At 57.8% G+C, this 19173-nt stretch carries 18 protein-coding genes; 5 read left to right on the forward strand and 13 right to left on the reverse strand.

The annotated features are described in order from the left end of the window. Positions 1 to 6 precede the first annotated feature (6 nt). Positions 7 to 1002 (forward strand): YgfZ/GcvT domain-containing protein, encoded by a 996-nt coding sequence (locus A8B84_RS08750; RefSeq protein ID WP_064227114.1) that lies wholly within the window; start codon positions 7 to 9, stop codon positions 1000 to 1002. 125 nt (positions 1003 to 1127) lie between these two features. Then, positions 1128 to 1961: an HDOD domain-containing protein gene (locus A8B84_RS08755; protein ID WP_064227113.1), complete on the forward strand. Its 834-nt coding sequence runs from the start codon at positions 1128 to 1130 to the stop codon at positions 1959 to 1961. 177 nt (positions 1962 to 2138) lie between these two features. Here the strand turns inward: A8B84_RS08755 and ung are convergent, their stop codons facing one another. The 13 genes from ung to ffh all read right to left on the reverse strand — a co-directional run bounded on the left by ung (position 2139) and on the right by ffh (position 15929). Beyond that, on the reverse strand, positions 2139 to 2885 hold the full coding sequence (ung, locus tag A8B84_RS08760) for a uracil-DNA glycosylase (protein ID WP_064227112.1): 747 nt from the start codon (positions 2883 to 2885) through the stop codon (positions 2139 to 2141). A gap of 3 nt (positions 2886 to 2888) precedes the next feature. Beyond that, a complete protein-coding gene (gene lysS, locus A8B84_RS08765) occupies positions 2889 to 4424 on the reverse strand; it encodes a lysine--tRNA ligase (RefSeq protein ID WP_064227111.1) in 1536 nt (511 codons plus the stop codon). A gap of 51 nt (positions 4425 to 4475) precedes the next feature. Beyond that, positions 4476 to 5571, reverse strand: a protein-coding gene (gene prfB, locus A8B84_RS08770) for a peptide chain release factor 2 (RefSeq protein ID WP_138103014.1) whose coding sequence is annotated in 2 segments (ribosomal slippage) — positions 4476 to 5498 and positions 5500 to 5571 — 1095 coding nt in all. Because the reading frame shifts where the segments join, the coding sequence is not laid out codon by codon here. A 392-nt stretch (positions 5572 to 5963) separates the two neighbouring features. Next, complete coding sequence (gene recJ, locus A8B84_RS08775) at positions 5964 to 7697, reverse strand: single-stranded-DNA-specific exonuclease RecJ (protein WP_064227110.1); 1734 nt, start codon at positions 7695 to 7697, stop codon at positions 5964 to 5966. A gap of 6 nt (positions 7698 to 7703) precedes the next feature. Next, on the reverse strand, positions 7704 to 9104 hold the full coding sequence (gene thrC / locus A8B84_RS08780) for a threonine synthase (protein ID WP_064227109.1): 1401 nt from the start codon (positions 9102 to 9104) through the stop codon (positions 7704 to 7706). 11 nt (positions 9105 to 9115) lie between these two features. Then, positions 9116 to 10417, reverse strand: a complete 1302-nt coding sequence (locus A8B84_RS08785) for a homoserine dehydrogenase (protein ID WP_064227108.1) — start codon at positions 10415 to 10417, stop codon at positions 9116 to 9118. A 145-nt stretch (positions 10418 to 10562) separates the two neighbouring features. Then, complete coding sequence (locus tag A8B84_RS08790; RefSeq protein WP_413772181.1) at positions 10563 to 11288, reverse strand: DsbC family protein; 726 nt, start codon at positions 11286 to 11288, stop codon at positions 10563 to 10565. A gap of 135 nt (positions 11289 to 11423) precedes the next feature. Continuing rightward, on the reverse strand, positions 11424 to 12326 hold the full coding sequence (gene xerD, locus A8B84_RS08795; protein ID WP_064227106.1) for a site-specific tyrosine recombinase XerD: 903 nt from the start codon (positions 12324 to 12326) through the stop codon (positions 11424 to 11426). Between the two features lie 109 nt (positions 12327 to 12435). After that, complete coding sequence (gene rplS, locus A8B84_RS08800) at positions 12436 to 12792, reverse strand: 50S ribosomal protein L19 (RefSeq protein ID WP_048495327.1); 357 nt, start codon at positions 12790 to 12792, stop codon at positions 12436 to 12438. A gap of 37 nt (positions 12793 to 12829) precedes the next feature. After that, a complete protein-coding gene (gene trmD, locus A8B84_RS08805; RefSeq protein WP_064227105.1) occupies positions 12830 to 13576 on the reverse strand; it encodes a tRNA (guanosine(37)-N1)-methyltransferase TrmD in 747 nt (248 codons plus the stop codon). A gap of 3 nt (positions 13577 to 13579) precedes the next feature. After that, the gene (gene rimM, locus A8B84_RS08810) at positions 13580 to 14107 is read right to left on the reverse strand and encodes a ribosome maturation factor RimM (protein WP_064227104.1); all 528 of its coding nucleotides are present in this window, start codon (positions 14105 to 14107) and stop codon (positions 13580 to 13582) included. Positions 14108 to 14134: 27 nt separating this feature from the next. Continuing rightward, complete coding sequence (gene rpsP, locus A8B84_RS08815) at positions 14135 to 14374, reverse strand: 30S ribosomal protein S16 (protein WP_064227103.1); 240 nt, start codon at positions 14372 to 14374, stop codon at positions 14135 to 14137. A 163-nt stretch (positions 14375 to 14537) separates the two neighbouring features. Next, a complete protein-coding gene (gene ffh, locus A8B84_RS08820; RefSeq protein ID WP_064227102.1) occupies positions 14538 to 15929 on the reverse strand; it encodes a signal recognition particle protein in 1392 nt (463 codons plus the stop codon). Positions 15930 to 16111: 182 nt separating this feature from the next. Here ffh and A8B84_RS08825 point away from each other — a divergent pair, with 182 nt between their 5' ends. The 3 genes from A8B84_RS08825 to A8B84_RS08835 all read left to right on the forward strand — a co-directional run bounded on the left by A8B84_RS08825 (position 16112) and on the right by A8B84_RS08835 (position 19053). Further along, complete coding sequence (locus A8B84_RS08825; protein ID WP_008176250.1) at positions 16112 to 16918, forward strand: inner membrane protein YpjD; 807 nt, start codon at positions 16112 to 16114, stop codon at positions 16916 to 16918. 85 nt (positions 16919 to 17003) lie between these two features. After that, positions 17004 to 18290, forward strand: coding sequence for an HlyC/CorC family transporter (locus A8B84_RS08830; protein ID WP_064227101.1), 1287 nt, complete (start codon positions 17004 to 17006; stop codon positions 18288 to 18290). 160 nt (positions 18291 to 18450) lie between these two features. Next, positions 18451 to 19053: a Yip1 family protein gene (locus A8B84_RS08835; RefSeq protein WP_064227100.1), complete on the forward strand. Its 603-nt coding sequence runs from the start codon at positions 18451 to 18453 to the stop codon at positions 19051 to 19053. Positions 19054 to 19173 lie beyond the last annotated feature (120 nt).

Raw genomic sequence — 19173 nt, forward strand, 5'->3', positions numbered from 1 at the left:
CACGCCATGACCGACACAGACTCTCCTGTATCAGCCGTTGCAGACTATCCGCTGCCCAGCAGCGGCTGGGCAGTTCTCGACGACCGGGTGGTTGTGCGCATCTGCGGCCCCGGCACCGACAAGTTTCTTCAGGGCCAGTTCAGCCAGAACCTGGACGAGGTAACTCCGGATCGCTCACCGCGGGCGGCCGCGGCAACACCCAAGGGGCGTGCCTACTGCCTTACCCGCATGGTCCGGGAAGGTGAAGATATCCTGATGGACTTTCCCTCCGAGCTCGCCGACGACATCATCAGCCACTTGCGCAAATACCTGATGCTGTTTCGCGGGACCACCATGGAGGTTGTGCAGGAGGTCAGCATTATTGGAATCCTGGGCAACCAGTTGGCTGAAAGCCTGGCCGGCGACGCTCTGGAAAGCCTTGAGGAAGCCAGTGACTCGATCGCACTCCGTGACGGCCTCCTGGTAAAGACCCAACCTACAGCAGAGGGCACGGCCCGCTTCGAATTCTGGAAGACTGAAGACAGTGAAGTGGCACTTCCTGCCAGCGACCGGATGCCCGCGACAGACTGGCAGGCCTCCGAGATCGCTGCGGGTGTGGCCTCTCTCACGGCCGCCACACAGGAGTCCTTCGTGCCACAGATGCTGAACTGGCAGCACGTGGACGGCGTGCATTTCAAGAAAGGCTGCTACACCGGGCAGGAAGTGATTGCCCGGATGCATTTCCTCGGACAACTGAAGAAAAGCCTGTTCCGCTTCCGGATGGAACAGGCCGAAGACCTGCCCGCTCCCGGGAGCGCCCTACTTGCGGGCGAACGGTCAGTGGGTGAAGTGGTAAACGCAGTAAAATATCGCGACGGCAGCATAGAGCTGCTCGCTGTTGTGCGCCACGATGCAGCCGAAGAAGCCCTGCATCCCGATGGCCTGCCAGAGGTGGTGCTGATGCCAATGCCACTGCCCTACCCAGTGCCCGAAAGGGAAAAAAGCGCACAATCAGATACATAAGTTGACAGGCAAACGCGCCAGAATTTGCTATTTTGCTATGCAGTAGCTCACATATTTGATTGCTCGGACGGTGGCGCACACATTCTGGCCATTCTCCGAAATCTTTAAGCGGACCTTTACTGACCATGTCGAATATTGTTGAAACCATCAAAGCCGATCTCAATGCAGCCATCGAAAATGACAAGCTGGTGCTTCCCACCCTTCCGGAGGTAGCCCTTCAGGTCAGAGACATTGCGCAATCCGAGGATTCTTCAATCGCCGACCTGGTTAAGGTCATCAGCAATGACACGGCCCTTTCCGCGCGCATCATCCGGGTGACCAACAGCCCGCTGTTCCGCGGCAGCCGCGCCATTGAGAACCTGAACATGGCGGTAAGCCGCCTCGGCATGGCCTACACCAGCAACCTGGCCATGGGCCTGGCGATGGAGCAGATGTTCCAGGCCACCTCCGACATGATCGACAAGCGCATGCGTGCCACCTGGCAGACCAGTACCGAAGTGGCCGGTGTCTGCCACGTTCTGGCGCAACACTACACCAAACTCAAGCCGGACCAGGCCACCCTTGCAGGCCTGGTGCATCTGATCGGCGTGCTGCCCATCCTGCGTTATGTGGAAGACCAGGATATCCAGATCAGCAGCATCATGCTGGACAATGTGGTTGATGAGCTGCACCCGAAGATCGGGGCGACCATCCTCAAGAAGTGGGATTTCCCGAAGGAGCTTCAGAACGTTCCCCTGGAATACGCCAACTTCAACCGTGAGGTGCCGGCGGCCGACTATGCGGATCTGGTAATGGTTGCCAATCTGCAGCTGGTTGCGGGTTCGGAGCATCCGTGGACGGAGATGGACTGGACGAAGATTTCGGCCTTTGATCGTCTTGGGTTGGATCCGAATGTCGACATGAGCGAGGAAGAGGATCTGAACGCCCAGATGGAAGCGGCTATGGCGCTGCTTCAGTAATACCTACCTCGGCGCCTTGCCCCCGCGATTTTGGGGGCTGGCGCGGGGGCGGTGAGTCTTTCCCTCGGGAAAAGAACTCGCTTCGCTCAGACACCTTTTCCTGTCGGGAAAGGCTCACCGCCCCCACACCGATCCGACTTCTGAGGGGCATCTTTCCCTTCTACATACTTTGCCGCCTCAAACCTTTTTGGAAGGCTTTCCATACTGTTCAAGCAGGGCGTCTTTTGAAGGCAGTTGCCAATCGACCGTGGGCTTTCCCTGCTGAGCCAACCAGTTGTTCGCCTTCGAGAAGTGCTTACAACCGAAGAAGCCCCGGTAAGCGCTCAGTGGCGAGGGGTGGGGGCCGTCTAGGACCAGGTGTTTGCTGCGGTCGATGTGCTGGCCTTTCTTCTTCGCGTAGCTGCCCCAGAGCAGGAGTACCACGCCTTCCCGTTCGCGGTTGATGGTTTCGATGACTTTGTCGGTGAAGGTTTCCCAGCCTTTGCCCTGGTGGGCGCCGGCCTGGCCCTGGACGACGGTCAGAACGCTGTTGAGCAGCAAAACGCCCTGCTCTGCCCACGGTTGGAGGCAGCCGTGATCGGGCGGAGCGATGCCCAAGTCGTCCTGGATTTCTTTGAAGATGTTCACCAGCGAGGGCGGGATGGCCACGTTCGGGCGCACGGAGAAGCACAGGCCGTGGGCCTGGCCGGGGCCGTGGTAGGGGTCTTGGCCAAGGATAACCACTCTTACGTTATCCAGCGGGGTGCTGTTGAGGGCGTTGAAGCAGTGTTGGCTGGCGGGGAACAGGACTTTGCCGGCCTGTTCCTCGGCGGCGAGGAATTCCGCCAGGCCCTGCATGTAGGGCTGGCGGAACTCTTCCGCGAGATGTTCTTTCCAGCCCCGGCCGGGCCTGAGCTGGCTGGCCAGTACCTCAACCGGGCTCATGGATCACTCCTCGTCTTTACGGCTGTCGGCCTTGTGCTCGGGGCGCATGGCCGGGAACAGGATAACGTCGCGGATTGATGCCGAGTTGGTCAACAGCATGGCCAGCCGGTCGATTCCAATACCTTCGCCGGCGGTGGGCGGTAGGCCGTATTCCAGGGCCATGACGTAGTCTTCGTCGTAGAACATGGCTTCGTCGTCACCGGCGTCTTTCTCGGCCACCTGAGCCTGGAAGCGCTCGGCCTGATCCTCAGCATCGTTCAGCTCCGAGAAGCCGTTGGCGATTTCGCGACCGCCCACGAAGAACTCGAACCGTTCGGTGACGAACGGGTTGCTGTCTTTGCAGCGGGCCAGGGGCGACACTTCTTTCGGGTACTCGGTGATAAAGGTCGGCTGCATCAGACGATGCTCGGCCGTAGCCTCGAAGATCTCGATCTGGACTTTGCCTAGGCCCCAACCATCCTTCAGATGAATACCGAGGTTTTTCGCCACCTGGCGGGCACTGGCGTCGTCCGCCAGCTGTTCCGGCTTGATGTCCGGGTTGTAGCGCAGGATGGCGTCGACTACGGTCAGGCGCTCGAACGTTTTGCCGAAATCGTACTCGATGGTTTCTTCGCTACCATCCGCCAGGGTGCGGGTGTTCACGACAGTCGTCGTGCCCAGCACTTTCTGCGTAATGGTGCGCAGCATGTCTTCGGTCAGATCCATCAGGTCGTTGTAGTCGGCGTAGGCCTGGTAGAACTCGACCATGGTGAATTCCGGATTATGACGGGTGGAGAGACCCTCATTGCGGAAGTTCCGGTTAATCTCGAATACCCGCTCAAAGCCGCCAACCACCAGGCGCTTCAGGAACAGCTCCGGCGCAATGCGCAGGTACATGTCGATACCCAGGGCGTTGTGGTGGGTCACGAAGGGGCGCGCTGTGGCACCGCCGGGAATCACCTGCAACATCGGGGTTTCCACTTCCATGAAGTCGCGGTCGGTGAAGTACTGACGCATGGCGCTGATGATCTTCGAGCGCGCATAGAACACCCGACGGCTGTCCTCGTTGACCATCAGGTCGACGTAGCGGTGGCGGTAACGGGCTTCCGTGTCGGTCAGGCCCTTGTGTTTTTCAGGGAGCGGGCGCAGGGACTTGGTGAGCAGCACGTACTCATCCATGGTCACGTACAGGTCGCCCTTGCCCGACTTGGACAGGGTGCCACGGACACCCACGATATCCCCCAGATCCCAGTGCTTGGTGTCTTTCTGGACATCCTTGGAGGCGTAGATCTGGATCCGGCCGGTCATGTCCTGAACCACCTTGAATGCCTTGCGATCGAGCATCATGCGGCCGGCAATGGCCACCTTGATACCGAGGGACTCCAGCTCTTCCTTGGATTTATCACCATATTTCGCCTGCAGTTCGGCAGCGGTGGCGTCACGACGGAAGTCGTTCGGGAAGGCATTGCCCTCGTCGCGCATCTCTGACAGTTTGGCGCGGCGCTCGGCAATCAGCTTGTTGTCCTCATGCTGTGCGGCATTCTGAGTTTGATCAGTCATTTTGGCTCACTAGGAATCGGGTTGTCCGGGTTAGCGTGGCAAAGGCGCTGATTACAGCGCCATCTTCAGGCTGGCTTCGATGAACTTGTCAATGTCACCGTCCAGCACCGACTGGGTATTACTGGTTTCAACCTTGGTGCGCAGGTCCTTGATACGGCTGTCATCCAGAACATAGGAGCGGATCTGGCTGCCCCAACCGATATCGGCCTTGGCGTCCTCGGCCTTCTGCTTCTCGGCGTTGCGCTCCTGCATCTCACGCTCAAACAGCTTCGCCTTGAGCTGCTTCATGGCCTGGTCCTTGTTCTGATGCTGGCTTCGGCCAGCCTGACAGGCCACAACAATACCGGTGGGGTTGTGAGTCAGACGTACCGCCGACTCGGTCCGGTTAACGTGCTGACCACCGGCGCCGGAGGCACGGTAGACATCCACCCGCAGATCCGCCGGATTGATTTCAATTTCGAAGCTGTCATCCACTTCCGGTGACACAAACACGGAAGAAAACGAAGTATGCCGACGGTTGCCGGAATCGAACGGGGACTTACGCACCAGCCGGTGCACGCCGGTTTCGGTACGCAGCCAGCCATAGGCATAGTCGCCCTGGATGTGAATGGTGGCACTCTTGATGCCGGCCACTTCACCTTCCATCAGCTCGACAATCTCGGCCTTGAAGCCCCGACGCTCGGCCCAGCGCAGGTACATGCGCAGGAGCATGTTGGCCCAGTCCTGGGCTTCGGTGCCACCGGAGCCGGCCTGAATATCCAGGTAGGCGTTGTTGGCGTCCATTTCGCCGGAGAACATGCGGCGGAATTCGAGCTTCTCAAGCTCTTTATCAAGGCCCTCAAGATCTGATTCGATCTCGCCAACGGTGCCCGCATCCTCTTCTTCTGCGGCTATGTCCAGCAGACCTTCGGCGTCTTCCAGGCCGGAGGTGAGGTTGTCGATGGTCTTGACGATCAGTTCAAGATCCGCTCGCTCTTTGCCCAGAGCCTGAGCCCGCTCGGGGTCGTCCCAGACACTCGGCTGTTCCAGTTCGCGCTCAACTTCGGTCAGTCGCTCACTACGCTGATCGTAGTCAAAGATACCCCCTGAGCGCTTCAGTGCGCTCACGAAGCTCTTTAATCTTCGTCACAATGGGATTAATTTCCATGAAACCCTTACTCGCTCTAGAAAATGGAGAGTAAAAACAGAGGGCGGATTCTACCCGAAATTGCTTTTTAAATCAGCCGTGGTTTTCCGGCCTTGAGGAGCAAACAGCAGATGTGGATTCCAGAGACCGGTGCAAGCAGGAGGCAGGCAAGGCTTTCCGGGAGACGCTGTAAATACATCCCTGTACGCTTGACGAAAACATCCCTGTTTTCGACACTCCCGGAAAGCCTTGCCTGCCTCCTGCCCATGATTTTGGTTTCATTCTTCAGCCTGATCGGCCGGGGGCCGGCGGAGCTTTTTCTGCAGGGAAAAGGTGGCTGAGCGCAGCGAGTTCTTTTCCCGGAAGAAAAAGCTCCCCCGGCTCGCGGCCAGACTCCTGTACCCAAAAAAGGCTCAGGAAAGCGGCTCCAGATAATCCACCAGAAGCTGAAGATTGGTGCGCCCCCGGAAGGTATTGGCATCCGGCTTGTAAACAACCCGAGCCCCGGTGCGGGTGTAGTCGGGCACTTCCGGGCCGGTATTGAAAGCTATGCCGTCGATAATTCCGCCGCCCTCGGCTGGTTGCAGCACCAGTTTTAGGTGGTTCTCCCCAACGATTCGCTGGCTCACCACCCGGAATTCGCCGTCGAACAGCGGCTCCGGGAAGTGTTGCCCCCAGGGGCCGGCCCGCTTGAGCAGTGCCGCGGTGTCTAGGGAAAGCTCGCTTGGCCCAAGGGGCCCGTCGGTGGTGATCGCAGCTTCCAGATCCTCCGCCGACAGCGTGTCGCGAACGGCGTGATCAAAGGCTTCGGAGAAAGCATCCAGATCCGCTTTGGCGAGGGTCATGCCGGCGGCCATGGCGTGGCCACCAAACTTTTTCATCATGCCGGGGTGGCGGGAATCGACCACCGCGAGCACATCCCGGATATGCAAACCCGGGATGGAACGGGCGGAGCCCTTGATGTCTTCGCCATTGTCATCCGGGGCAAAGGCAATGGTTGGTCTGTGGGTCTGCTCTCGAATTCGGGCCGCGAGGATGCCGATAACCCCCTGATGCCATTCAGGATCAAACAGGGCGAGGCCCCAGGGCAGCCCCTCAAGATCAAGAGACATGGAAGCCAGCAGATCCTGTGCCTGGGCCTTCATGTCTTTCTCGATGGTCCGGCGTTCACGGTTGAAGGTGTCCAGCTCCCGGGCCAGTCGACGAGCCTCGTCCGGGCTGTCTGCCAGCAGGCAGGCAATGCCGATACTCATGTCATCAAGCCGTCCCGCGGCATTGAGGCGGGGGCCAACCACAAAACCGAGATCGGTTGAGCTGATCGCGGTGTGGTCTCGGCCTGCGATTTCCAGCAGTGCAAGGATTCCCGGCCGGGCCTCGCCCTGACGTATACGGCGCAGGCCCTGCTCCACGAAGATCCGATTGTTATGGTCCAGGGGCACGACATCAGCCACCGTACCCAGGGCCACCAGGTCAAGCAGGCTCCCCAGGTTCGGCTCGGGATCGGGCAGGCGATTGGTTTCACGGAGCTGCTTGCGCAACGCGGTGAGCACGTAAAACATGACACCAACACCGGCGGCGTTCTTGCTCAGGAAAGGACAACCCGGCTGGTTGGGATTGACGATGGCATCGGCATCCGGAAGCTCTTCGCCGGCCAGGTGGTGATCCGTCACCACCACTTTCACGCCAAGTTCTTTTGCCGCTCGAACGCCCTCAACGGCGGATATACCGTTATCGACGGTGACCATCAGATCGGGAAGCTGACCTTCATCGCGCAACCGCTCAATAATACCCGGTGTCAGGCCGTAGCCATCGGCAAACCGGCTGGGGACGCGAAAATCGATGCTCTCCAAACCCAGCATCGAAAGGCCAAGCATGGCGACGGCCGTGCTGGTGGCGCCATCGGCGTCAAAATCCCCGAGCACAAGAACCCGCTGTTGCTGCTCGATGGCTTCTGCAAGAAGCTCGACAGCCCGATCGATGCCCCGAAGTGACAACGGTGAAGCAAGGTGCTTGAGGGTGTAACTCAGTTGCTCATCAGAGGTTACGCCACGGGCGGCGTACAGGCGGCGAAGCAAGGGGGGCAGGTTTTGCCCCCAGTCCGGGAATGTCTCGGGCTGGGGGCGACGCAGGATCTTTTTTGGTGTCATACCCGATCAGGCGTTTTTCCAGTGCTTGGCAATAAACTCCTGCACACCGGCAATGTTGTTATCCAGCACTGTGTAGCGCTCTTCACGCTCGAACAGGTCGGCCATATGAGCCGGCAGCGGCGGCTTAACACTCAGGCCGGACTCGGCTACAGCATCCGGGAACTTGGCCGGGTGTGCAGTACCCAGGGTGATCATCGGTACCGCGTGATCGCGCCGGCAGCTGCGCGCAGCGCGAACCCCGATGGCGGTGTGAGGGTCGAGCAGATACTCGTTCTGCTCGTAAATCTCACGGATGGTATCGCAGGTGGTCTTATCATTCACCGCATCACTGTCGAACAGCTTGCGTGCGTGCTTCCAGCGATAATCCTCAATGCTGACCGGGCCTTTGGCGGCATTTTCCAGCAGGGTCTTCACTGCCAGCCCATCACGGCCGTGCAGATCAAACAGCAGACGCTCGAAATTGCTCGACACCATGATATCCATGCTCGGAGACAGGGTGTGTTCCAGCTGGTGCTGTTCGTATTTGTTGCCACTCATGAAACGATGCAGGATATCGTTGCGGTTTGTGGCAATGACCAGCTGGGAAATCGGCAGCCCCATCTTCTTGGCCAGGTAGCCGGCAAAGATATCGCCGAAGTTCCCTGTGGGTACTGAAAACGCCATGCTGCGATCCGGACCACCCAGGGCAAGGGACGCGTGGAAGTAGTAAACAATCTGGGCCATGATCCGGGCCCAGTTGATGGAGTTCACGGCTGCCAGCTGGGTTCTGCCACCCAGGAACGACTGGTTGCCGAAGCTCTCCTTCACCATGCGCTGGCAATCGTCAAAGTTGCCCCGCACAGCAATGTTGTGGATGTTGTCACCCTGGACGGTGGTCATCTGGCGGCGCTGGACTTCGGAAACGCGCTGGTGCGGATGCAGGATAAAAATATCCACGTGCTCGCACCGGCGGCACCCTTCGATTGCCGCAGAGCCGGTATCACCGGAGGTCGCTCCCATGATAACCACGTGCTGCTTGCGCTTTTCCAGGACATAGTCCAGAAGGCGGCCCAACAGCTGCAGGGCGAAGTCCTTGAAGGCCAGGGTCGGGCCGCGGAACAGCTCCATGACCCATTCGTTGGTATCCAGCTGAACCAGCGGGGCCACAGCCTTGTGGGCGAAGACCGCATAGGTCTCGTCCAGCATCTTGCGGAAATCGTCTGCGGGGACCGCGTCATCCACGAAGGGATGCATGACCTTGAACGCCAGCTCACTATAGGAAAGCCCGCGCCAGCTTCGGATTTCTTCCAGACTGAAATGTGGCAGGGATTCGGGAACGTAGAGGCCGCCGTCCGTCGCCAGACCGGTCAGCAAAACATCCTCAAAGCCCAGTGCGGGCGCTTCACCCCGCGTACTGATGTATCTCACGTTCGTACCTGTCAGTTGAAGTTTTCAGCGCGGATGCGGACAACCTGGCCATCGGTATCGGACAGGGCTTCCAGCTCTTCAATCGCACGGTTGATCTGCCGCTCCTGAACGGTGTGAGTCAGGATGATCACCGGAATACGGCCATCTTTCAGCTCGGATTCCTTCTGCATGATCGACTCAATATTGATGCCATGCTCGCTCAGGATGGAGGCAATCTTTGCCAGCACACCCGGACGATCCAGTGCAGTAATGCGCAGGTAGTAGGCAGACTGGATGTCTTCCATGGACAGCACATCCAGGTCTTCCATGGCATCCGGTGAGAAACCAAGATATGGCACACGGAGGCTGCTTTCTGTTGCCACAGCACGGGCAACATCAACGATATCTGCGATGACAGCCGACGCTGTTGCCTCATCCCCTGCGCCAGGACCGTAATACATGGTCTGACCAACGGCATCGCCATCCACCAGGACAGCATTGAGGACGCCATCAACCTGGGCAATCAGATGGCTCTGGGGCACCAGGGTCGGGTGAACGCGCAGCTCAATGCCATCATCCCGACGACGGGCAATGCCGAGGTGCTTGATGCGATAGCCCAATAGCTCGGCGTGGGCAATATCGTAAGGGGTAATCTTGGAGATGCCTTCGGTGAAGCCTTTTTCGAATTGCAGGGGCACACCAAATCCGGCGGACGCCAGAATGGTCAGTTTGTGGGCGGCGTCAATGCCTTCCACATCAAAGGTCGGATCTGCTTCCGCATAACCCAGGTCCTGGGCTTCCTTGAGAACTTCGGAAAATTCACGACCGGCACGCATCTCGGTCAGGATGTAGTTCCCGGTACCGTTGATGATGCCGGCAATCCAGTCGATGCGGTTTGCCGCCATGCCTTCACGTACGGCCTTGATAACCGGAATACCACCGGCAACACCCGCCTCGTAGGCCACCACGACGCCCGCTTTCTCGGCCGCTTCAAAAATTTCGTTACCGTGGACAGCGATCAGGGCCTTGTTGGCAGTAACCACGTGCTTGCCGTTGCGGATAGCTGCGAGCACCAGCTCCCGCGCGGCGTCATAGCCACCAATGAGCTCCACCACGATATCGACGCCGGGATCGTTCACCACGTCATAAATGTCGGTACTGAAGGGCACATCCCCAAGGTCCATATCCTCGCGGGCCCGTCGACTGGCAATCCGGGTAATCCGGATCTTGCACCCGGCCCGGCCGGCAATCAGCCTGGCGTTGCGGGTCAAGACATTAAAGGTACCGCCGCCGACGGTTCCCAATCCGCAGATTCCGACACTGACGTCTTTCAAACTCTCACCTCTGATCCCGAAGGGGTGCTGATGAATTATATTAGGCGGGCATAGTATACCGATTCAGGCCTCACTGAATAAGCCCTGAATCGGATCCATCGCAAATACCGTACAACGAAGCCCGGACGACGTGTCCGGAAGGCTGTCAGAGCAGCCCGAGCCCCTCGGCCAGACGCTGCGCCGGGACATAGCCACGAACCATGTTACCGTCTTCCAGCACAATGGCGGGAGTGCCGGTTACGCCAACCCGACCCCCCAGCTCAAACTGCTCACGCACCGGGTTTTCACAGCTAGCATCGGCGACCTTTCGGCCAGCCTTGGCTGCGTCCATGGCCGCCTGTTGATCGTCAGCGCACCACACCGACTCGTATTTTCTGAAGGAAGCAGTATTGGGACCTGACCGCGGGAACGCATAGTAATTGACGGTAATTCCATAGTTGTTGAGCTGCGGAACCTCGTCATGCAGCTTCCGGCAATAAGGACAGTCGATATCAGTGAACACGCTCACGACGGCCTTTTCGTTATCCGCGGGAAAGCTGATCACTCCATTGGCATCGAAATCCGCCATCATCTCGCGACGGGCCTCAGTGCGAGCTGCTTCCGTGACATTGGCGATGCCCTGATCGGTAATCTTCAGAAGATCCCCCGTCATCAGATACTGGCCATCCTCGGTCGCATAAATCGTGTCGCCATTGTTGCTTTGGACTTCATAGAGCCCCTTTGCCTCGGACTCCTTGACCGACATCACCTGAAGGCCCGGGACGGCCTCGGTCAGGCGCTCGGAAATCCGGTCTTCGACTTCACCGGCACTGACATTCGCCATAACGAGTGAGCCGAAACCGAAGGCAAATGCCACAACCGCAGTTTTCATATTCATTCTGACAAACAACCTTTTTCAGAGAGCAGTTAAATAACCCGGGCAGTATTGGCACAGGCCGGGAATCAATTCAATGCGACAAGTACATAAAAGGAAAGTTCACCTCCGCCAGCGCACGCAGCCGGTCCATCACCCTCTGGGGTGATGTGCCTGGTGCAGCGACTGGAGCCGCTGACGAGCCACATGGGTATAGATCTGGGTCGTGGACAGATCCGAGTGACCCAGCAGCATCTGAACAACCCGCAGATCCGCGCCATGATTGAGCAGATGCGTGGCGAACGCGTGCCTGAGCGTGTGGGGTGAAAGGTGTTTGCGGATACCAACTCGCAGGGCGTAATGCTTGATGCGATGCCAGAACGTTTGGCGGGTCATCGCTGCCGCCCGATTGCCGGGGAACAGCGCATCGCAGGAGCGGCCTTTCAGAAGCTCAGGCCGGCCTTCCTTCATGTACTGCAACAGCCAATCCACCGCCTCCTCCCCCAGGGGCACAAGCCTCTCCTTGTCACCCTTGCCGGTGATCCGAACCACGCCCTGGCGCAGATTTACCTGATCAACCCGCAGCTCTGTCAGCTCGGAGACCCTCAGGCCACAACCATAGAGTATCTCGAGCATGGCCTTGTCCCGGAGCTCGATGGCAACCCCCGGATCCGGTTCGGAAAGCAGCGCATCCACCTCTTCTTCCGTCAGAGAATCGGGAAGACGCCGGGGCAACCTCGGGCTGTCGATCCGCAGGGTCGGGTCTTCAGCGATAAGCCCTTCGCGCAGCAGAAAGCGGTAAAAACGCCGAAGTCCGGACAGCCGCCGGGCCGCCGTGGAGCTCTTGACCCCTTCAGCCAACCCCCGCGACATCCAGGCCAGAAGGTCGGTTCGGCGAACGTCGGTCAATGCGGGTTTGCCAGGCTGGCTCTCCAGCCATTCCGCCAATCGCGACAGATCACTCCGGTAGGCCTGCCGTGTCTTTTCGCCCAGCCCGTCTTCCAGCCAGATGGCATCAACAAACCGGACAATTACAGACTCATCTTCCGCTCTCATGGCGAGCTCCCAGACTGCGAACGTCTCACGACAAGCATACCGGAACCTCAGACACAAAAAAGGCAGCCCGGGGCTGCCTTTTTCTGCCTGCTGTTCAGCGCTTTGCTGATCAGCCCAGCTTTTCCTTGATACGAGCCGCCTTACCAGACAGGTCGCGCAGGTAGTAGAGCTTGGCCTGGCGAACATCGCCACGACGCTTCACGCTGATGCTGTCGATCAGCTTGGAGAAGCTCTGGAAGGTACGCTCAACACCAACACCGTAGGAAATCTTACGTACGGTGAAAGAGGAGTTCATGCCGCGGTTACGCTTGCCGATGACAACACCTTCGAACGCCTGAAGACGCTCACGGTTACCCTCGGTTACGCGAACCTGAACGACCACGGTATCGCCCGGCGCAAACGCAGGGATTTCCTTGGTCATCTGTTCTGCTTCAAGTTGACTGATGATGTTGTTCTTGCCGCTCATCGTAATGCTCCTGATACCCAATCTGTTAATGCCCTGATCATTCAGAGGCACCCGGTTCGTTCAAAATCTCTTCCAGCAGCTCACGCTCTTCGTCCGTAAACACCCGCCTTTCAAGCAGGTCGGGGCGTCGCTCCCGGGTTCGCCTCAGCGACTGCTTCAGCCGCCAACGCCGGATCTGATCATGGTGACCGCCCAATAAAACATCCGGCACCGCCTGACCTTCGTAAACCTCGGGCCGGGTGTAGTGCGGACAATCCAGCAAACCGTCGGCGAAAGAATCCTGCTCTGCCGACTGCGCATGACCCAGCGCTCCGGGGATGAGGCGTGTAACCGCATCGATAACAGCCATCGCTGCCAGTTCGCCACCGGAAAGCACAAAATCACCCAGTGACACTTCCCGATCGACTTCCGTCGCTATCAGGCGCTCATCAACACCCTCGTACCGGCCGGCCACCAGAATCAGCTGCTGCTCTGCCGCAAGCGACTCAACAACGAACTGAGTCAGCGTCTCGCCCTGAGGCGAGAGGTAAACCACACAGGGGTTCCCGGGTGCCGCTTCCCTTGCCGCATGGATTGCGTCCCGGAGAGGCTGAATTTTCATCAGCATACCCGGGCCACCGCCATATGGCCGGTCGTCTACCGTGCGATGCCGGTCGTGGGTAAACTCACGGGGATTCCAGCTCCGGAAAGTCAAAAGCCCATCCCGGACTGCCCTTCCCGTAATCCCGTAATCTGTTACCGCACTGAACATATCCGGGAACAGACTGACTGCGCCAATCCACACCCGTCAGAACTCCGGATCCCAGTCCACCACCATGCGCTTTGAATCCAGATCAACATTCTGGACCACTTCGCCAGGCAGATAAGGAATCAGACGCTCACGTTGATCGATGGAACCTGCCGTGGCCTGTACCACCAGAACATCGTTGGATCCGGTTTCCATAAGATGGTGCACTTTACCAAGGCACTCATCATCGACCGTATACACATCAAGACCTTCCAGCTGAAACCAGTAAAACTCCCCTTCAGGGAGTTCCGGCAACTCAGCTGTCGAAACCCTGACTTCAGCACCGCAGTATGTGCGGGCCAGATCACGGTCGTTAATACCTTTCAGCCTGACGACGATCCCCTGCCCCTGGCGGCGACCCTCCTCAAGCTTGGCCAGAATACGTTTGCCATCCAGATCAAGCGTCCAATCGGGATAGTTCAGTATTCCATCCTTGGGATCGGTGTAGGAGAAGACCTTGAGCCACCCCTTGACCCCAAACACCGAGGTAATGCGGCCGATCACAGTTTCCTGCGAATTCTGTGTCATGCCATAAACCCCGGTATCAGTACTGTCTTACCCAGCAGCCTTCAGCAGCTGTGCAACACGCTCGCTAGTCTGCGCGCCTTGACCGAGCCAGAAATCGACACGCTCACGATCGACGCGAAGGCTCTCTTCCTGACCACGGGCAACCGGGTTGAAGAAACCTACACGCTCAATGAAACGACCGTCGCGGGATTTGCGGCTGTCGGTGACTGTCAGATGGTAGAACGGGCGCTTCTTGGAGCCACCACGAGCCAAACGGATAATTACCATTTAACCAATATCCTGTTCTGTTGAACGAACTTTGTACGATTCACGCCTGCTGAACACCAGCTGACGCGAAGACCCATACTCGAAAGGGGCGCTATTCTATGCTAAAAAAGCGCCAAAGAAAACAGCAAAACCAGTTGTTTCCCCGTTTTCCATGTAAGGCTTTTTACATACGGCCAAACGGAGGCATACCGCCGCCCCCACCGCCGCCCGGGGGCATCATGCCACCCATGCCGCGCATCATATTCGCCATACCGCCTTTCTTGCCAAACTTTTTCATCATCTTCTGCATTTGCTTGTGCTGTTTCAGCAGACGATTCACATCCTGGATCTGGGTTCCAGACCCCGTGGCGATCCGACGCTTGCGGGAATTGTTGATCACATCCGGGTAACGCCGCTCCTTCGGCGTCATCGAGCAAATGATGGCTTCCATCTGCCCCATGGACTTGTCGTTAACCTGCTGCTGCGCCACCTGGGCCATCTGACCCATGCCCGGCAGCTTGTCGAGCAGGCCACCGATGCCACCCATGTTCTTCATCTGCTGCAACTGATCACGAAAATCCTCCAGGTCAAAGCTCTTGCCCTTCTTGATTTTCTTGGTGAGCTTCTGGGCCTTTTTCTGGTCCAGCTTGCGCTCCGCCTCTTCGATCAGTGAGAGCACGTCCCCCATGCCAAGGATCCGGGACGCGACCCGGTCCGGGTAGAACGGCTCAAGGGCATCGGACTTTTCACCCACACCCAGGAACTTGATTGGCTTGCCGGTAATGTGGCGAACAGACAGGGCGGCACCGCCACGGGCGTCGCCATCGGTTTTGGTCAGCACCACACCCGTAAGTGGCAGGGCATCGTTAAACGCCTTGGCGGTGTTGGCCGCATCCTGACCGGTCATGGCGTCGACCACGAACAGGGTCTCAACCGGATTGACCGCCTTATGCAGCCGGCCGATCTCGCCCATCATCTGTTCATCGACATGGAGTCGACCGGCGGTATCAAGAATCACCACATCGATGTGCTTTTTCCTGGCGGCTGCGATCGCGCCCTCGGCGATATCCACGGGATCCTGGTCGGCGCTGCTCGGGAAGAACTCGACACCCACCTCGCCGGCAAGGGTCTCCAACTGGCGAATCGCGGCAGGACGATAGACGTCCGCACTGACCACCAGAACGGACTTCTTCTGCCGCTCCTTGAGGAAGCGGGAAAGCTTGGCGACGGTAGTGGTCTTACCCGCACCCTGCAGACCGGCCATCATAATCACTGCCGGCGGCTGGACGTTCAGGTTGAGGGATTCGTTGCCCTCGCCCATCACCCGTTCCAGCTCCTGCTGGACAACTTTTACGAAGACCTGGCCCGGTGTCAGGCTGCGCTGCACCTCCTGGCCAATGGCTCGATTGCGGACGCCCTCAACAAAGTCCTTCACTACCGGCAGGGCGACATCCGCCTCCAGCAGCGCCATCCGCACTTCCCGGAGAGTGTCCTTTATATTGTCATCAGTGAGGCGCGCCTGGCCGGAAATCTTGCGCAGACTGCCGGAAAGTCGGTCTTGGAGGTTCTCAAACATGTTGCTCTTCCGTACCCCGGATAAATTGAGTGCGTGAATCGACAGAGCCTGCGACGACTCCTTGATTCCAGTTGCATAATCGCGACATTATAACCAGACTATCGCCCTGAAACGACCAGCCCGGTCAAATCGGCCGAAACCAGCGCCGATCCCCAGTCAGAACAGTGGTAAATAAGGAAGTCATGGGAACGCTGATTCTCGCGGTCACCTCTCTTTTTCTTTACAGCGTCGGTACCGCGCTGCAGGCCTTGCATTTCAGGGGCCGGGTTCAGAGCAATATTGCCATTACCACCCTGATTGGCGTTCTTGCCCTGACCAGCCACGGACTTCTTATTGGCCAGACGGTCCACCATGACGGCGGCTTCGATTTCAGCTTTTTCAAAAGCTCGGTTCTGATTTCCTGGCTGATCGTGTTTCTGTTGCTGGGGCTCAACCTCAAAAAACCAGTACAAAGCCTGTTCCTGGGCGTCTATCCTCTTGCCGGCCTCACCATCATCCTTGCTCTTGTTACACACGGCCCCTCGAGACTGGTGTCGGAGCAAAGCTATGGCATGCTCTCCCACATAGCACTTTCGGTGACAGCCTACAGCCTCTTTACCCTGGCGGCCATCCAGGCGGTTCTTCTTTATTTCCAGAACCGCCAACTGAAGCACAACTACAACAGCCTGCTGGTTCGCAACCTGCCGCCATTGCAGACAATGGAGTCGCTACTGTTTGAAATGGTCTGGGCCGGCGTTGTGATGCTGATTCTGGCAATCGTGACGGGTGCCCTCTTTATAGAGGATCTTTTTGCCCAGAACCTCGCTCACAAGACCCTGTTCTCCATCCTCTCTCTGCTGGTTTTCGTAGCGCTATTGATAGGCCGTTACACAAAAGGCTGGCGCGGGATTACCGCTAGCCGATGGACCCTTGCGGGCTGCGCCCTTCTAATGCTGGCATTCTATGGCAGCAAGTTTGTGCTGGAACTGATCTTCCAGCGCGGCGGCTAGTCCCGGGAACTCCCGGTATTCTCTTGACACAACACTTGCCAAAACCCTATTTTCGCTACTTGTCAGCAATATAAGGACACCTCTTTTGAACGAAACATCGCTTACTGCGCTGTTTATTCTCCTGGTCGGACTCATCCTTCTCTCCGGTTTCTTCTCAAGCTCCGAAACCGGGATGATGTCCCTCAACCGATACCGCCTAAAACACATGGCCAAAACCGGCCATAAGGGTGCCAAGCGCGCCCAGGGCTTGCTGCAACGCACCGACCAGCTGATTGGCGTCATCCTGATCGGCAACAACTTCGTCAACATCTTTGCTTCGTCGATCGCCACGGTTATCGCGATTCGGGTCTGGGGCGATGCCGGCATCGCCATCGCCACCATCCTGCTGACCATCGTGATTCTGATTTTCGCGGAAGTAACCCCGAAAACCCTGGCGGCACTGTTTCCCGAGAAAATCGCATTTCCCGCCAGCTATATCCTTGGCCCCCTACTGAAAATCCTCTACCCGATTGTCTGGGCCGTGAACCTGTTTACCGGAGGCATTCTCAAGCTGCTTGGCGTTTCTGCTGCGGATGCCGCAAACGACCATCTGAGTCGCGAAGAACTCCGAACACTGGTGAACGAGGCCGGGGCCCTGATTCCAGCCAAGCACAAGGACATGCTGGTCAGTATCCTGGATCTCGAAAAAGTAACCGTGAATGACATCATGGTGCCCCGCAACGAGGTGGTAGGAATCGATCTGGAGGACGACACTGACACAATCCTGCGTCAATTGCGCAGCAGCCAGCACACCCGGCTTCCGGTTTATAAGGGCGACATCAACAACATCCAGGGCATACTGCACCTGCGCAGCGCGTCGAAACTGCTTCAGCAGGATGAGATCAACAAGGCCATGATCATGCAGCTTTGCCAGGAACCCTATTTCATTCCGGAAAGCACGCCTCTGAACACCCAGCTGATCAACTTTCAGAAGGGTCGCCGCAGGTTTGGCGTGGTAGTGGACGAATATGGTGACGTTCTGGGCCTGGCCACCCTCGAGGACATACTCGAAGAAATCGTCGGGGACTTTACGACGGATTACGCCGCCACCAGCCCGGACATTATTCCCCAGGATAATGGCACCTTTATTATCGACGGCACCTCTGCCGTTAGAACCATCAACAAGACCCTGGGCTGGAAGCTCCCCACCGACGGGCCGAAAACCCTCAATGGCCTGATCACTGAAACCCTGGAGAACATCCCCGACACCAACGTCTGCCTGAAAGTGGACGGTCATCGGGTAGAGGTGCTGCAAATCAAGGACAATGTTGTGAAGGCAGCCATTGTGCACCCGAAAAAGCGCAAAAAGCGCTCACTTTCACTAAAACAATAGCCCCCCCCGAGAGCGCTCCCGGATTGGCGCTATAGACCCCACAGTTATAGCGCCTCCCGTTCTTGAAAGATCAAAATTTAACCGCCAGCTTGACCCCCGTTGATCCCCCACCAACACTGAAGGAGCGTGCGAAACAAAAACAATCACAAGGAATACGTCCATGAGTCTGACACACACGTTTGGCCTGCTCGCCCATCCTGACCAGGAGTGGGAGGCGATTCGCAATGAATCCGAGTCCGTCACGAAATTATATGCAGGTCACATTCTGTTATTGGCGCTGATTCCGGCAGTGGCCGGCTTCTTCGGAACAACCCAGGTGGGCTGGCAGATTGGAGACGGCCAGATTACAAAACTGTCGATGACGAGCGCGCTGCAGTTATCGGTGCTCTTTTATGGCGCCATGCTTGCCGGGATCTTTGTCCTGGGCAAGTTCATCGATTTCTTTGCGGCCACTTATGACGCGGTCGAGCGAACTCCCAGAGGTGTGGCCCTGGCCGCCTACACGGCGACCCCCATTTTCCTGATCGGAGTCATCGCCGCTTATCCGAACATCTGGGTGAACATGCTGGCAGGCCTGGTGGCCGTTGCCTACGCCGTTTACCTGCTGTATGAAGGCCTCCCTATCCTGATGAAGATACCGGCGGACAAGGGCTTTATGTTCGCCTCTGCAGTCCTGACAGTGGGCCTGGTTATGTTCGTCGCTCTGCTTGCCATCAGCGTCGTCATCTGGAGCATGGGTATCGGTCCGGTTTATGTGAGCTGAATACGAATTCTTCGGCAAGTCAGTAACCTGCATGAGGGTGCCTTTTCGGCACCCCATGTTTTTTTGAATTTGCTCCCAGGTTAGCGTTTGGTCATGTTAACTTTGAGAAAAATGCGGTAA

Source organism: Marinobacter sp. EhC06 (assembly GCF_001650915.1).
GTDB lineage: Bacteria > Pseudomonadota > Gammaproteobacteria > Pseudomonadales > Oleiphilaceae > Marinobacter.

Coding starts and splice junctions, on each gene's coding strand:
- recJ (WP_064227110.1), bottom strand. CDS start 7,697: ATGACACCAAAAAAGATCCTGCGTCGCCCCCAGCCCGAGACATTCCCG.
- A8B84_RS08825 (WP_008176250.1), top strand. CDS start 16,112: ATGGGAACGCTGATTCTCGCGGTCACCTCTCTTTTTCTTTACAGCGTC.
- A8B84_RS08835 (WP_064227100.1), top strand. CDS start 18,451: ATGAGTCTGACACACACGTTTGGCCTGCTCGCCCATCCTGACCAGGAG.
- lysS (WP_064227111.1), bottom strand. CDS start 4,424: ATGACTGATCAAACTCAGAATGCCGCACAGCATGAGGACAACAAGCTG.
- ffh (WP_064227102.1), bottom strand. CDS start 15,929: ATGTTTGAGAACCTCCAAGACCGACTTTCCGGCAGTCTGCGCAAGATT.
- ung (WP_064227112.1), bottom strand. CDS start 2,885: ATGAGCCCGGTTGAGGTACTGGCCAGCCAGCTCAGGCCCGGCCGGGGC.
- rimM (WP_064227104.1), bottom strand. CDS start 14,107: ATGACACAGAATTCGCAGGAAACTGTGATCGGCCGCATTACCTCGGTG.
- rplS (WP_048495327.1), bottom strand. CDS start 12,792: ATGAGCGGCAAGAACAACATCATCAGTCAACTTGAAGCAGAACAGATG.
- xerD (WP_064227106.1), bottom strand. CDS start 12,326: ATGAGAGCGGAAGATGAGTCTGTAATTGTCCGGTTTGTTGATGCCATC.
- A8B84_RS08790 (WP_413772181.1), bottom strand. CDS start 11,288: ATGAAAACTGCGGTTGTGGCATTTGCCTTCGGTTTCGGCTCACTCGTT.
- A8B84_RS08755 (WP_064227113.1), top strand. CDS start 1,128: ATGTCGAATATTGTTGAAACCATCAAAGCCGATCTCAATGCAGCCATC.
- rpsP (WP_064227103.1), bottom strand. CDS start 14,374: ATGGTAATTATCCGTTTGGCTCGTGGTGGCTCCAAGAAGCGCCCGTTC.
- A8B84_RS08750 (WP_064227114.1), top strand. CDS start 7: ATGACCGACACAGACTCTCCTGTATCAGCCGTTGCAGACTATCCGCTG.